The organism is Streptomyces cathayae (assembly GCF_029760955.1).
Lineage (GTDB): Bacteria > Actinomycetota > Actinomycetes > Streptomycetales > Streptomycetaceae > Streptomyces > Streptomyces cathayae.
This window is the reverse complement of sequence record NZ_CP121682.1, coordinates 338692-352711: the sequence shown is the minus strand read 5'-3', so window position 1 is coordinate 352711 and position 14020 is coordinate 338692. Positions and strand designations below refer to the sequence as shown.

Sequence of the window (14020 nt, the reverse complement as noted above, 5' to 3'; positions counted from 1 at the left end):
CCCACCGCCCGGGACGAGGGGGCAGCCGGTCACCACCGCTCGGGGCCGTTGTTTCACGATTCGGCCCCCTGGGAACCGAGGGGAACAAAGCCGGGCGGTGGGACGACCGGACCCCGCCCGGGGGACCGGTCCGCCCGACGGCAGGGACTCATGGCCTCTGGGGAGGCAAGGCCCCGGAACCGGACAGTGGTCACGGGGCTTCGGTCTGCGGGCAAGGGGCCCACGGTCTCCGCACGGTCCCGGTGCCGCGGCACCCACGTGAGAGGAAGGGACGGACACAGCATGGTCCAGTCGCCGAAGTCCAAGAACGGCAGCCCACCGTCAGATGCCGGGGTGCCCGGCCGGGCATGGCTGATGCTGGCTCTGGCCACCGTCGGTTTCGCCGTGAACTTCTGGGCGTGGGCACTGCTCAGCCCGCTCGCCCCGCGCTTCCAGGACAGCCTGGACCTGACGTCGTTCGAGCAGTCGCTGCTGGTCGCGGTCCCCGTCGTGGTCGGCTCCCTGGGCCGTATCCCGGTCGGCGCGCTGACCGACCGGTTCGGCGGACGTCTGATGTTCCCGGTCGTGTCGGCGGCCACGGTCGTGCCGGTCCTCTACCTGGGCCTGGCCGGGCACTCCTCCCTCGCCGCACTGCTCATCGGCGGGTTCTTCCTCGGCATCGGCGGCACCGCCTTCGCCGTCGGCGTGCCCTTCGTCAGCCCCTGGTTCCCGCCCGAGCGGCGCGGACTGGCCATCGGCGTCTTCGGCGCCGGCATGGGCGGCACCGCCATCAGCGCCCTGACCACGGTGTCCCTGGTCGACGCGAACGGCATGGAGACACCGTTCCTGATCACCGCCGCGGCGCTGGCCGTGTACGCCGTGGTCGCCGCGCTGGTGCTGCGCGACGCACCGGGCCGCACCGTACCGAGCCTGCCGCTGGCCCGGCGGCTGGCCGCCACCATGAAGCTGGGCATCACCTGGCAGGCGTCCGCGCTCTACGCCGTCGCCTTCGGCGGCTACGTCGCCTTCTCCGTCTACCTGCCCACCTACCTCAGGACCGGCTACGACCTCACCCAGGCCGACGCCGCCAACCGCATGGCCGGGTTCGTGCTGCTCGCGGTGGCGATGCGTCCCGTCGGCGGCTGGCTGTCCGACCGGCTGGGCCCGGTCCGGGTCCTGGCCGGCTCGCTGGCCGTGGTCGTGGCCGGCGCGCTCGTGCAGTCGTTCACCCCGGTGCTGGCGCCGGTGGGGACCATCGCGTTCCTCGCCATGGCGGCCGCGCTCGGCGCGGGCAGCGGGGCGACCTTCGCGCTGGTGGCGCGGCTGACCCCGGCCGACCAGGTCGGCTCGGTCACCGGTGTGGTCGGCGCCGCGGGTGGCCTGGGCGGGTTCCTGCCGCCGCTGGTGATGGGCTCGCTGTACGGGGCGTACGGGTCGTACGCCGTCGGTCTGGTGCTGCTCGCGATGGTGTCCGCCGCGGCGCTGGTCTACACCCTCACCGGTGTCCGCGCCGCGGCCGAGAGGGCCGAGCGGCACACCGGGGACCGGCACCACGCCGGGAGCACCGTGTAGGGAGCACCGACGAACGGGAAGTCGACAAACCTCGGCGAAGGGCAGTGAAAAAGCGGCAAGAAGCGAAGAGGGAACGAAGAGCAAGCAAAGAGAAAAGGAGAAGATCCGGTGTGCGAGTACTGCGGCTGCCAGTCCCTGGCGTCGATCGACGAGCTGACCCGTGAGCACGACGAGGTCGTCCGGCTGATCAGCCACCTGCGCCCCGCCCACGAGGCCGGTGACGTGGTCCGGATGGCACAGGTGGCCCGGGAGACAGCGGCCGTGCTCGGCCCGCACACCCGGGTGGAGGAGGGCGGCCTGTTCCCCGCCATGGCCGAGGACTTCCCCGACCAGATCGCCACCCTGGAGGCGGAACACCGGCACGTCGACGCGGTGCTGGAACAGGCCGCCGACGGAGCCGTCCCGGGCGACCCGGCCTGGCCGGACCGGCTGATGGAGGCGATGGAGCTGCTGCGCGACCACATCCTCAAGGAGCAGGACGGCGTCTTCCCGGCCGCGCTCGCGGTGCTCAGCACCGAGCAGTGGGCCACGGTCGACGCGGTGCGCGAGGAAGTGGGTGGCGCCCTGCCCCGCCCCGCTGCCACGACGGAGGCGTAGAGGGGGATCCACCGCATCCGGACAGCCGCACTCCACCGCTGTCGATCTTCACGAAAAACGCAGAATTCTGGTGTGGCTGTTGACCTTCGGGTGGGAAGTGGTCCTAGAGTCGAGAACGGCCGAAACCGATCACGATTCGAACGGGCCACGTGTGCCCGGAGCGGAGTGGCACGGTGAGCACGGAGATCAGCCCGGGACCTGCGGGCATGGACGGTGATCTGGCGGAGGCCCTGGTACGCAGCCGTCGGTTCTTCACCCGGGCGGAGGTCTCCAAGGACCTGCGCACCCTGCACCGGAGCGGCGGACGCCAGGCGGACGAGTTCTACCGGGACCGGTGGTCGCACGACAAGGTGGTGCGCTCCACCCACGGGGTGAACTGCACCGGCTCGTGCTCGTGGAAGGTGTACGTCAAGGACGGCATCATCACCTGGGAGGCCCAGCAGACCGACTATCCGTCGGTGGGCCCCGACCGCCCCGAGTACGAACCGCGCGGCTGCCCCCGGGGAGCGGCCTTCTCCTGGTACACCTACTCGCCGACCCGGGTGCGCTACCCGTACGTGCGGGGCGTACTGCTGGAGATGTACCGGGAGGCCAAGGCCCGCCTCGGCGATCCGGTGGCGGCCTGGGCCGACATCGTCTCCGACCCCGAGCGCTCCCGCCGCTACAAGCGGGCACGCGGCAAGGGCGGTCTGGTGCGGGCCAGTTGGGCGGAAGCGACCGAGATGGTGGCCGCCGCGCACGTGCACACCATCAAGGAGCACGGCCCGGACCGGCTGGCCGGGTTCTCGCCGATCCCGGCCATGTCGATGGTCTCGCACGCGGCCGGCGCACGCTTCTACTCCCTGCTCGGCGGCGCGATGCTGTCGTTCTACGACTGGTACGCGGACCTGCCGGTGGCCTCGCCGCAGGTCTTCGGCGACCAGACCGACGTACCGGAGTCGGGGGACTGGTGGGACGCCGGCTACCTGATCATGTGGGGCTCCAACCTGCCGGTGACCCGTACCCCGGACGCGCACTGGATGGCCGAGGCCCGCTACCGGGGGCAGAAGGTGGTCGCGGTCTCCCCGGACTACGCGGACAACGTGAAGTTCGCCGACGAGTGGCTGCCGGCCCAGCCGGGCACCGACGGCGCCATGGCCATGGCCATGGGCCATGTGATCCTCAAGGAGTTCTTCGTCGACCGGAAGACGGAGTACTTCGAGCAGTACGTCAAGCGGTACACCGACCTGCCCTTCCTGGTCACCCTCGACGAGGCCGGAGCCGGAGCCGGAGCCGAGACCGGTGCCTACGTACCGGGCAAGTTCCTGACCGCCGCCGACCTCGGCGGTGAGGCCGCCGAGGCCGAGCACGCGGACTTCCGCACCGTGCTGCTGGACGCGGCCACCGGGGAGCCGGTGGTGCCGAACGGCACGCTCGGCGACCGCTTCGGCGAGTCCGGGGCCGGCAAATGGAACCTCGACCTGGGCGACACCGATCCGTCGCTGTCCGCCGACGGCACCCTTGAGGCGCCGGTCACCGTCCTGCTGCCGCGCTTCGACGCCCCGGACGGCTCGGCGGGCCGGCTGCGGCGCGGGGTGCCGGTGCGCCGGATCGCCGGCCGCCTGGTGACCACGGTCTACGACCTGCTGCTGGCCCAGTACGGAGTGGCCCGGGAGGGACTGCCCGGCAGGTGGCCGGCCTCGTACGAGGACGCGGAGGAGCCGTACACACCGGCCTGGCAGGCCGCGATCACCGGAGTGGACGCGGACCGGGTCGCCCGGATCGCCCGGGAGTTCGCCACCAACGCCGAGGAGTCCGGCGGCCGTTCGATGATCATCATGGGGGCGGGGACCAACCACTGGTTCCACTCCGACACCATCTACCGGTCCTTCCTGACCCTGACCACGCTGACCGGCTGCCAGGGCGTCAACGGCGGCGGCTGGGCGCACTACGTCGGCCAGGAGAAGGTCCGCCCGATCACCGGCTACTCGGCGATCGCCACCGCCGCCGACTGGAACCGGCCGGCCCGGCTGATGATCCAGACCGCCTACTGGTACCTGCACGCCGACCAGTTCCGCTACGACCCGTTCTCCGCGGACACCCTCGCGGCGGCCGGTCCGGGCCAAGGCGGCCCGTTCGCCGGGAAGACCACGGCGGACGTCATCGCGCAGTCGGCGCGGATGGGCTGGATGCCGTCGTATCCCACCTTCGACCGCAACCCGCTCGACCTGACGGACGAGGCCGCGGCGCGGGGCCGCCCGGTCGCCGACCACGTGGTGGACGAACTCAAGGCGGGGCGGCTGAAGTTCGCCGGGGAGGATCCGGACGCCCCGGAGAACTTCCCGCGGGTGCTGACCATCTGGCGGGCGAACCTGCTGGGTTCCTCCGCCAAGGGCAACGAGTACTTCCTCAAGCACCTGCTGGGCACCGACGCCTCCGTGCGGGCCACCGAGGCGCCGCCCGAGGCCCGCCCGCGGGACGTGGTCTGGCACGACGAGGCGCCCGAGGGCAAACTCGACCTGCTGCTGACCCTGGACTTCCGGATGACCAGCACCACGGTCTTCTCCGACGTCGTCCTGCCGGCCGCCACCTGGTACGAGAAGTACGACCTGTCCAGCACGGACATGCACCCCTTCGTGCACGCCTTCAACCCGGCCATCGCCCCGCCGTGGCAGACCCGCAGCGACTGGGACGCCTTCCACGCCATCGCCAAGGAGTTCAGCCGGCAGGCGGCCGGCCATCTGGGCGTGCGCACCGACGTCGTCGCGGCGCCGCTGCTGCACGACACCCCGGACGAGATGGCGAACCCGCACGGCCGGGTCCGCGACTGGAAGGCGGGGGAGTGCGAACCGGTCCCGGGCCGGACCATGCCGAAACTCGTCACCGTCGAACGCGACTACGCGGCCGTCGCCGACAAGATGGCCGCGCTCGGACCGCTGCTCGACACCCTCGGCGCCACCACCAAGGGCATCACCTTCAAGGTCGACCGCGAACTGGAGTACCTGCGGCACAAGAACGGCACCGTGCGCGGCGGCACGGCCGACGGCCGTCCCTCGCTCGCGCGTGACACCCACGCCTGCGAGGCGATCCTCGCCCTGTCCGGCACCACCAACGGCCACCTCGCCACCCAGGGCTTCCACAGCCTGGAGGCGCGCACCGGCACCCGGCTCGCGGACCTGGCGGCCGAACACGAGGGCAAGCAGATCACCTTCGCCGACACCCAGGCCGCGCCGGTCCCGGTCATCACCTCGCCGGAGTGGTCCGGTTCGGAGACCGGCGGACGCCGCTACTCGCCGTTCACCGTCAACGTCGAGCGTCTCAAGCCCTGGCACACCCTCACCGGCCGGCAGCACTTCTACCTCGACCACGACTGGATGTCCGCACTCGGTGAGGAACTGCCCGTCTACCGGCCGCCGTTGAACATGGACGCCCTGTTCGGAGAGCCACGCATCGGCGACGTCGGCGAACTGGGCGTGACCGTGCGCTATCTGACCCCGCACAACAAGTGGTCCATCCACTCCGAGTACCAGGACAACCTGTTCATGCTCTCCCTCTCCCGGGGCGGCCCGACGATCTGGATGAGCAAGGAGGACGCCGAGAAGATCGGCGTGCACGACAACGACTGGGTCGAGGCCGTCAACCGCAACGGTGTGGTCGCCGCCCGCGCGGTCGTCTCGCACCGTATGCCGGAGGGCACCGTCTACATGCACCACGCCCAGGACCGGCTCATCGACGTGCCCCGCACCGAGACCACCGGCCGGCGCGGCGGCATCCACAACTCCCTGACCCGGCTGCTGATCAAGCCCAGCCACCTCATCGGCGGCTACGCCCAGCTGTCGTACGCCTTCAACTACCTCGGCCCCACCGGCAACCAGCGCGACGAGGTCACCGTCGTCCGCCGCCGCTCGAACCAGGAGGTGACGTACTGATGGCCGTCGGCGAAGCATCCGCCGGGCCCGCCCCCATCGGGCGGGTGATGGCGCAGATGGCGATGGTGATGAACCTCGACAAGTGCATCGGCTGCCACACCTGTTCGGTCACCTGCAAGCAGGCGTGGACCAACCGCTCCGGCGTCGAGTACGTCTGGTTCAACAACGTCGAGACCCGCCCGGGCCAGGGCTACCCCCGCCGCTACGAGGACCAGGACACCTGGCAGGGCGGCTGGGAGCTCAACAAGCGCGGCAGGCTGGGGCTGAAGGCGGGCGGCCGGTTCAAGAAGCTGATCCAGATCTTCTCGAACCCCAAACTGCCCTCCCTGGACGACTACTACGAGCCCTGGACGTACGACTACGAGACGCTCACCAACGCCCCGCTCCAGGAGCACACCCCCGTCGCCCGCCCCAAGTCCCTGATCACCGGCAAGGACATGAAGATCGCCTGGTCCGCGAACTGGGACGACGACCTCGGCGGCTCGCCCGACCACGGCGACAAGGACGTCCTGCTGAACCAGGTCTCCGAGAAGATCAAGTTCGAGTTCGAGCAGACCTTCATGTTCTACCTGCCGCGCATCTGCGAGCACTGCCTCAACCCGTCCTGCGCGGCCTCCTGCCCCTCCGGCGCGATCTACAAGCGCGAGGAGGACGGCATCGTCCTGGTCGACCAGGACAAGTGCCGCGGCTGGCGGATGTGCGTCACCGGATGCCCGTACAAGAAGGTGTACTTCAACCACCGCACCGGCAAGGCCGAGAAGTGCACGTTCTGCTTCCCGCGCATCGAGGTCGGGCTGCCCACCGTCTGCTCCGAGACCTGCGTCGGCCGGCTGCGCTACATCGGCCTCGTCCTCTACGACGCCGACCGGGTCCTGGAAGCCGCCTCCACCCCGGACGACACCGGCCTGTACGAGGCGCAGCGGCAGGTCTTCCTCGACCCGGACGACCCCCGGGTCGTCGCCGCGGCCGAACGGGCCGGCATCCCGCGGGACTGGATCGAGGCCGCGCAGCGCTCCCCGATCCACTCCCTGATCAACACCTACAAGGTGGCCCTGCCGCTGCACCCGGAGTACCGGACCATGCCCATGGTCTGGTACATCCCGCCCCTGTCCCCGGTGGTCGACGCCGTCCGGGACACCGGACGCGACGCCGAGGACCACCAGAACCTCTTCGCCGCCGTCGACGCCCTGCGCATCCCCGTCGACTACCTCGCCCAGCTGTTCACGGCGGGCGACCCCGCCCCCGTCGACGCGGTCCTGCACCGCCTGGCCGCCATGCGCGCCTACATGCGCGACATCAACCTGGGACGCGAACCGAACGACGCCATCCCCGAGGCGGTCGGCATGACCGGCGAGCAGGTCTACGACATGTACCGGCTGCTGGCCCTCGCGAAGTACGACGAGCGGTACGTCATTCCGCCCGCCCACGCCGAACAGGCCCACCAGCTCGAGGAACTGGCCACCGAGTGCAGCCTCGACTACGAGGGCGGCCCCGGCATGGGAGGCTCCGGCCCCTTCGGCGAGACCTCCGGCGGCGCCGCCCCCATCGCCGTGGAGAGCTTCCACGCCCTGCGCGACCGCCAGACCTCCGACACCCCGGCCACCCCCACCGACAAGGCCACCCGGGTGAACCTCCTCAACTGGGACGGCAAGGGCTCCCCACCCGGACTGTTCCCGGACACACCGTCCCGGGGCGGCGACAACGGGGGCGGTGACGCCCCGGGCACGGGCCACGACGGAAAGACGGAGCCGACACCATGAAGCGGAAGTCCCCGAAGCCCGCCGGGCTCCCGAAGAGCACCCGGGCATCCCGCACCCGGCCCTGGCACCCCTCCGCCTGGCAGGCCCAGTCCCTGCTGCTCGCCTACCCCGACGACGCGTTCGGCGACCACCTGGCCCTGGCCCGCCGGGTCGCCGACGCCCTCCCCGACCCGGCCGTGGCCCGCCCCCTGCTCCGCTTCACCGCACACGCCGAGCGGACCGCCCCCGCCGACCTGACCGCCGCCTACGTCGCCACCTTCGACCACCGCAAACGCTGCTGCCCGTACCTGACGTACTACGCGCACGGCGACACCCGTAAGCGCGGCATGGGCCTGCTGAGGCTGAAACAGACCTACGCCGCGGCCGGCTGGCGGCTCGCCGACGACGAACTGCCCGACCACCTCGCCGTCGTCCTCGAGTTCGCCGCCGCCGACCCCGACGCGGGAGCACGCCTGCTCACCGAACACCGGGCCGGCCTCGAACTGCTGCGGCTGGCCCTGACCGACGACGACTCGCCCTGGGCGCACGTCCTGGAATCCGTCTCCGCCACCCTGCCCGCCCTCGCCGGCGACGACCGGGAGGCCGTCCTGCGACTCGCCGCCCAGGGCCCGCCCGAGGAACAGGTCGGACTCGATCCGTACGCGTCCCCCGTGTTCCTGCCCGACCCCGTCGTAGGAGGTCCCCGATGACCGCGTCCGCGCAGCCCGTGACCCTGGCGGCGGAGGCAGGCACCGGCGGCGTCCTGCTCTGGGTCGCCCTGCCCTACGTCTGCCTCGCGGTGTTCGTCCTCGGCCACATCTGGCGCTACCGCTACGACAAGTTCGGCTGGACCACCCGCTCCTCCCAGCTGTACGAGCGGCGGCTGCTGCGCATCGGCAGCCCCCTGTTCCACTTCGGCATCCTCGTCGTGCTGATCGGCCACGTCGTCGGCCTGATCGTCCCCAAGAGCTGGACCGAGGCCGTCGGGGTGAGCGAGAACGTGTACCACATCGGCGCGGTCGTCCTCGGCACCGTCGCCGGCGTCGCCACCCTCGGCGGGATCGCCATCCTGATCTACCGGCGGCGCACCGTGGGCCCGGTCTTCTCCGCCACCACCCGCAACGACAAGGCCATGTACGTCTCCCTCACGGCGACCATCGTGCTGGGCCTCGCCGCCACCGTGGCCGCGAACATCGCCGGCGGCGGCTACGACTACCGCGAGACCATCTCCCCCTGGTTCCGCTCCATCTTCTCCCTCCAGCCCGACCCGGCCCTGATGACCGGCGCCCCGGTGCTGTTCCAGCTCCACGCCCTCAGCGCCCTGCTGCTCTTCGCGGCCTGGCCCTTCACCCGCCTCGTCCACATGCTCACCGCCCCCCTCGGCTACCTGACCCGCCCCTACATCGTCTACCGCAGCCGCGACACCACCCTCGGCACCCGCACACCGCCCCGGGGCTGGGAGCGCACCGGGTAGCACCGGGTAGGCACGGGGGAGCGCGCACGCTGCCGTGTCGTCACCGTCCGGTCGCTCCGGGACCGCGAGGATGGGGTTCCCGGCGGGTGACCCGAGGACGGAGCGATGTGCTGGAGTGCGGAGGCCGACCTCGTGGCGGGCGTCTGTGTCGCGGCGGTCGGCGCGGCCTGCGTGGCGCGGGCGGACCGCGGCCGTGACCTCCCGCTGGCCATGCTGCCGCTGCTGCTCGGAGTGCACCAGATGATCGAGGCGGCGGTCTGGGCCTCGGACGGAGGGACGGGTCCGGCGGTCCTGCTCTGGGCGGTCGTCGCCCTGCCGCTCCTGGCGCTCTGGGTACCGGTGGGCGTGTGGTGCGCCGCCCCGCACCCCGCGCGGCGCGCGCTGATCGTGCCGCTCGCCGCCGGTGCCGTGACGGCGGCGGCCCTCGGGTACGTACTCGCCACGCGCCCGGTGCGGGCGGAGGTCCGTGGGCACACCGTCGGATACGTCCTGGACCTGCCGCACGCTCCACTGGCGGCCGTGGGCTACCTGGTGGCCACGGTCGGCGCGCTGCTGCTGTCCGGCGACCGCGGCCTGCGGACGCTGGGCGCCCTGGCCGCCGCGGGCGCGCTGGTCTGCTGGGCCCTGTGGCGGCTGGAGTTCGTCTCGACCTGGTGCGCGTTCGCCGCCCTGTGCTCGCTGGCCCTCTTCGGCTGGGTACGCGGCCGCCCCCCGGTGCGGCCCGGCCCGGACGGAACCCGCTGAGACCCACCGCGCCCGCTCCCGGGCGCACCCTTTCGGCCGACGGTGACGGGACGTACAGTCACCGCGTGACGACCACCACCCCGTCGGTGACCCTCGACGACGTCCGTGCCGCCGCCGCACGGCTCGAAGGCGTCGCCCACCGCACGCCGGTCCTGCGCTCCCGCACCCTGGACGCGCTCGTCGGTGCCGAGGTCCACCTGAAGTGCGAGAACTTCCAGCGGGTGGGCGCCTTCAAGTTCCGCGGCGCCTACCACGCGGCTTCCCGCCTCACCCCCGAGCAGCTGTCCCGGGGCATTGCCGCCTACTCCTCGGGCAACCACGCCCAGGCCGTCGCCCTGGCCGCCCGGGAACTCGGCACCACCGCCGTCATCGTCATGCCCGAGGACGCCCCGCCCTCGAAACGGGCGGCCACCGAGGCGTACGGCGCTCGGATCGTCACGTACGACCGGTACACCGGCGACCGTGTCGCCGTCGCCGAGGCCCTGGCCGCGGAGCGCGGCCTGGCGCTCGTCCCGCCCTACGACCACCCGCACGTCATCGCGGGGCAGGGCACGGCCGCACTCGAACTCCTCGAAGAAGCCGGGGAGCTGGACGTACTGCTCGCGCCGGTCGGCGGTGGTGGGCTGATCGCCGGAAGTGCCACCGCGGTCAAGGGCCTGTACCCCGGAACGCGGGTGATCGGCGTGGAGCCGGAGGCGGGGGACGACACCAAGCGGTCCCTGGAGGCGGGACACCGCGTGAGCATCCCGGTCCCGCGCACCATCGCCGACGGGCAGGCACTGCACACGCCGGGTGAACTGACGTTCTCCGTCAACCGGCGGCTCCTCGACGGAATCGTCCTCGTCGGCGACGACGAGATCAGGGACGCCATGCGGTTCGCCTTCGAGCGCCTGAAGATCGTCCTCGAGCCGAGCGGTGCCACCCCGCTGGCCGCACTGCTCACCGGCCGCGCGGGCCCCCTCCCACAGCGGGTCGGCCTGATCCTCTCCGGCGGCAACGTCGACGCGGCGCGCTTCGCCCGGCTCTGCGGCCCTCAGGACTGACCCCCGTCGTCCGTGACGTGCCGTACCGGTCTCAGCCGACCAGGACGACCTCCAGGGTGCGTGGGCCGTGGACGCCCTCCACCCGGTCGAGTTCGATGTCGCTGGTCGCCGACGGGCCGGAGATCCAGGTGAGCGGGCGGCTCGGGTCGAGGCGTTCGAGGGCGTACGGGACGGAGGGGACGACCTGGGCGGCGCGGACGACGCAGATGTGGTGGTCGGGGACGAGGGTGATGCGGCGGCGGCCCTGGTCGGGCGAGCCGTCCAGCACGATCGTGCCGGTCTCGGCGACGGCGACCGCGCAGGCGGTGACCACGCTGTCGACCCGGTCCAGCTCGCGCGGGGTGCTCTCCGCCCGGTCCGCGACCCGCGTCACGCCGGTCCGCGCGAGCCAGGCCTCGTCCAGCCCCGGCGGGACGAGGACCGAGGACGCGCCGCGCGCGGACAGGAGTCCGGCGACGGTCCCGGCCAGGCCGGCGGCATCCGTGCGGTGCACGATCGCCCGGTAGTCGGCCAGGTTCTCGGCGAGGAGGTCCATCGTCTCCGCGACGGTCCGCTGCCCGTGCTCGCGCAGATACTCCCGGGCGACCGCCCGCTCGTACGGGGTGTCGTCCTTCGGTACGTCCGCGAGGGCGCGTCGCACCCGGCCCAGGATCCGTTCCCTGCTGCTCATCCGGCGGTTCCCTTCACGTCGTTCCCGCCCCGCGTACGCTGCCACCAGTCCCGGAACGGCTCGGCGGGGACCGGCGGGAGGTCCCGGGTCCCGCTCCACGCCCGGCCGGGACCCGGCAGGGTGCGCGGGTGCAGACGGCGGGTGCGGGAGGCGAGGCGCTGACCGGTGCGCAGCGCCCCCGGACGGGTGAACGCCCAGCGCGCCGCGCGCATCGCCGCACGCTCGGCGGCGTGCCCCTTCGCGGGCCTGAGCACCACCTTGTTGCCGCCCCGGGTGACCTCGCCGCCCTCCACGACCCGTTCCCGCAGATGCACCAGCACCTCGGGGATGTCGATGGCGACCGGGCACACCTCGTAGCAGGCCCCGCACAGCGACGAGGCGTACGGCAGGGAGGCGTCGATCTCGCTCGCCGTGCCCCGCAGCTGAGGGCTGAGGATGGCGCCGATCGGGCCCGGATAGACGGAGCCGTAGGCGTGGCCGCCGGCCCGTTCGTAGACCGGGCAGACGTTGAGGCAGGCCGAGCAGCGGATGCAGCGCAGGGCCTGGCGGCCGACCTCGTCGGCGAGGGTGTCGGTGCGGCCGTTGTCCAGCAGCACGAGGTGGAAGGCGCGCGGGCCGTCCGCGTCGGTGGTGCCGGTCCAGGTGGACGTGTACGGGTTCATCCGCTCGGCGGTGGAGGAGCGGGGCAGGGTCTGCAGGAACACCTCCAGGTCCCGCCAGGTCGGCACGATCTTCTCGATGCCGACGACCGAGATCAGCGTCTCGGGCAGGGTCAGGCACATCCGCCCGTTGCCCTCGGACTCCACCACCACCAGCGTGCCGGTCTCGGCGACCATGAAGTTGGCGCCGGAGACGCCGACCTTGGCGCGCAGGAACTTCTCCCGCAGGTGCAGCCGCGCGGCTTCGGCGAGTCCGGCGGGTGTGTCGGTGAGGCCCTCGGGCGCCGGACGGCCCCAGTCGCCCATCTCACGGGCGAAGATGTCCCGGATCTCACCGCGGTTGCGGTGGATCGCCGGGACGAGGATGTGCGAGGGCCGGTCCCTGCCCAACTGCACGATCAGCTCGGCCAGATCGGTCTCGTAGGCGTGGATGCCCGCGGCCTCGAGGGCCTCGTTGAGCTCGATCTCCTGGGTGGCCATCGACTTGACCTTGACGACCTCCGACTCGCCCGTCTCCCTGACGAGTCCGGTCACGATCCGGTTGGCCTCGTCCGCGTCGGCGGCCCAGTGGACGGTGCCGCCCGCGGCGGTCACCGACTCCTCCAGTCGCACCAGGTAGTGGTCGAGGTGACGGAGCGTGTGGTCCTTGATCCGCTTGCCGGCCTCCCGCAGCTCCGCCCAGTCGGACACCTCCGCGACGGCCTTGGCCCGCTTGGCGCGGATGGTGTGCGTGGCGTGCCGGAGATTGCCGCGCAGGGTGGTGTCGTGCACGGCCTCCCGGGCGGCGCTCGGAAACGCGGGAAAGCCGGGCATCCCGACGAACGTCCCACTCATACGGCCGGTTCCTCCTTCGTGCTCGCCAGGATCTCCGCGAGGTGCACCGGCCGCATACCGGTGCGCAGCCTGGTCATCGTCCCCCCGATGTGCATCAGACAGGAGTTGTCCGCCGCGCACAGCACCTCGGCGCCCGTCGACTCGGCGTTGCGCACCTTGTCGGCGCCCATCGCCGCGGAGACGTCGGGGTTCTTCAGCGCGAACGTGCCACCGAAGCCGCAGCACTCCTCCGCTCCCGGCAGCTCGACCAGCTCCAGCCCCCGTACGGCCTGAAGGAGGCGCCGGGGCCGCTCGCCGAGCCCCAGGGAGCGCAGCCCGTGGCAGGTGGGGTGATAGGTCACCGTGTGCGGGTAGTACGCGCCGACATCCGTCACCCCCAGCACGTCCACCAGGAACTCCGTGAGCTCGTACGTCTTGGGCACCACGGGCGCCAGCGTGGCCGCGAGGGCGTCCCCGCGCCCCTGGGCACGGGCCCGCTCGCCCATCCGCGGATACAGCTCCCGCACCATCGCCCCGCACGACCCGGACGGCGTCACGATCGCCTCGTAGTCCCGGAAGACGTCGGCGAAGTGCTCGGCGAGGGGCTCCGCCTCGTGCCGGTACCCGGTGTTGTAGTGCGCCTGACCGCAACAGGTCTGCGCCATCGGGAAGTCGACCTCGACACCCAGCCTGGTCAGCAGTTTCACGACGGCGCGCCCGGTGTCCGGATACAGCGTGTCGTTGACGCAGGTCAGGAACAGGGCGACACGCATCGCGGCTCCTTGTGGATCGATCGTCGGGTGGATGCAGGGTAGTGCGCGG

General features: G+C 72.0%; 11 protein-coding genes. 8 read left to right on the top strand and 3 right to left on the bottom strand.

What is annotated here, in order from left to right:
- Positions 1-282: 282 nt before the first annotated feature.
- The 8 genes from PYS65_RS01645 to PYS65_RS01610 all read left to right on the top strand — a co-directional run bounded on the left by PYS65_RS01645 (position 283) and on the right by PYS65_RS01610 (position 11056).
- Positions 283-1551: an MFS transporter gene (locus PYS65_RS01645; protein WP_387036458.1), complete on the top strand. Its 1269-nt coding sequence runs from the start codon at positions 283-285 to the stop codon at positions 1549-1551.
- Between the two features lie 108 nt (positions 1552-1659).
- On the top strand, positions 1660-2148 hold the full coding sequence (locus PYS65_RS01640; RefSeq protein WP_279331894.1) for a hemerythrin domain-containing protein: 489 nt from the start codon (positions 1660-1662) through the stop codon (positions 2146-2148).
- Between the two features lie 206 nt (positions 2149-2354).
- Positions 2355-6056: a nitrate reductase subunit alpha gene (locus PYS65_RS01635; protein WP_279337818.1), complete on the top strand. Its 3702-nt coding sequence runs from the start codon at positions 2355-2357 to the stop codon at positions 6054-6056.
- Positions 6056-7816, top strand: a complete 1761-nt coding sequence (narH, locus tag PYS65_RS01630) for a nitrate reductase subunit beta (protein ID WP_279331893.1) — start codon at positions 6056-6058, stop codon at positions 7814-7816. The genes PYS65_RS01635 and narH overlap by 1 nt, the downstream gene beginning before the upstream one ends.
- The gene (narJ, locus tag PYS65_RS01625) at positions 7813-8505 is read left to right on the top strand and encodes a nitrate reductase molybdenum cofactor assembly chaperone (protein ID WP_279331892.1); all 693 of its coding nucleotides are present in this window, start codon (positions 7813-7815) and stop codon (positions 8503-8505) included. Before narH ends, narJ begins: the two co-directional genes overlap by 4 nt.
- Positions 8502-9269, top strand: coding sequence for a respiratory nitrate reductase subunit gamma (gene narI / locus PYS65_RS01620; RefSeq protein ID WP_279331891.1), 768 nt, complete (start codon positions 8502-8504; stop codon positions 9267-9269). Before narJ ends, narI begins: the two co-directional genes overlap by 4 nt.
- Positions 9270-9374: 105 nt before the next feature.
- The gene (locus PYS65_RS01615; RefSeq protein WP_279331890.1) at positions 9375-10013 is read left to right on the top strand and encodes a DUF6629 family protein; all 639 of its coding nucleotides are present in this window, start codon (positions 9375-9377) and stop codon (positions 10011-10013) included.
- Positions 10014-10078: 65 nt separating this feature from the next.
- Entirely contained in the window at positions 10079-11056 is a 978-nt protein-coding gene (locus tag PYS65_RS01610) for a threonine/serine dehydratase family protein (protein WP_279331889.1), read from the top strand.
- A 31-nt stretch (positions 11057-11087) separates the two neighbouring features.
- Here PYS65_RS01610 and PYS65_RS01605 read toward each other — a convergent pair whose 3' ends face one another.
- The 3 genes from PYS65_RS01605 to PYS65_RS01595 are packed head-to-tail and all read right to left on the bottom strand — an operon-like array spanning position 11088 to position 13971.
- Positions 11088-11726: a LutC/YkgG family protein gene (locus tag PYS65_RS01605; RefSeq protein WP_279331888.1), complete on the bottom strand. Its 639-nt coding sequence runs from the start codon at positions 11724-11726 to the stop codon at positions 11088-11090.
- On the bottom strand, positions 11723-13219 hold the full coding sequence (locus PYS65_RS01600) for a LutB/LldF family L-lactate oxidation iron-sulfur protein (protein WP_279331887.1): 1497 nt from the start codon (positions 13217-13219) through the stop codon (positions 11723-11725). The genes PYS65_RS01605 and PYS65_RS01600 overlap by 4 nt, the downstream gene beginning before the upstream one ends.
- Entirely contained in the window at positions 13216-13971 is a 756-nt protein-coding gene (locus tag PYS65_RS01595) for a (Fe-S)-binding protein (RefSeq protein ID WP_279331886.1), read from the bottom strand. The genes PYS65_RS01600 and PYS65_RS01595 overlap by 4 nt, the downstream gene beginning before the upstream one ends.
- Positions 13972-14020: the final 49 nt, after the last annotated feature.

Bases quoted from the DNA above. Each gene is read 5' to 3' on its own strand.
- PYS65_RS01595 (WP_279331886.1), bottom strand. From the start codon at position 13,971: ATGCGTGTCGCCCTGTTCCTGACCTGCGTCAACGACACGCTGTATCCG.
- PYS65_RS01615 (WP_279331890.1), top strand. From the start codon at position 9,375: ATGTGCTGGAGTGCGGAGGCCGACCTCGTGGCGGGCGTCTGTGTCGCG.
- narJ (WP_279331892.1), top strand. From the start codon at position 7,813: ATGAAGCGGAAGTCCCCGAAGCCCGCCGGGCTCCCGAAGAGCACCCGG.
- PYS65_RS01600 (WP_279331887.1), bottom strand. From the start codon at position 13,219: ATGAGTGGGACGTTCGTCGGGATGCCCGGCTTTCCCGCGTTTCCGAGC.
- narI (WP_279331891.1), top strand. From the start codon at position 8,502: ATGACCGCGTCCGCGCAGCCCGTGACCCTGGCGGCGGAGGCAGGCACC.
- narH (WP_279331893.1), top strand. From the start codon at position 6,056: ATGGCCGTCGGCGAAGCATCCGCCGGGCCCGCCCCCATCGGGCGGGTG.
- PYS65_RS01645 (WP_387036458.1), top strand. From the start codon at position 283: ATGGTCCAGTCGCCGAAGTCCAAGAACGGCAGCCCACCGTCAGATGCC.
- PYS65_RS01635 (WP_279337818.1), top strand. From the start codon at position 2,355: ATGGACGGTGATCTGGCGGAGGCCCTGGTACGCAGCCGTCGGTTCTTC.
- PYS65_RS01605 (WP_279331888.1), bottom strand. From the start codon at position 11,726: ATGAGCAGCAGGGAACGGATCCTGGGCCGGGTGCGACGCGCCCTCGCG.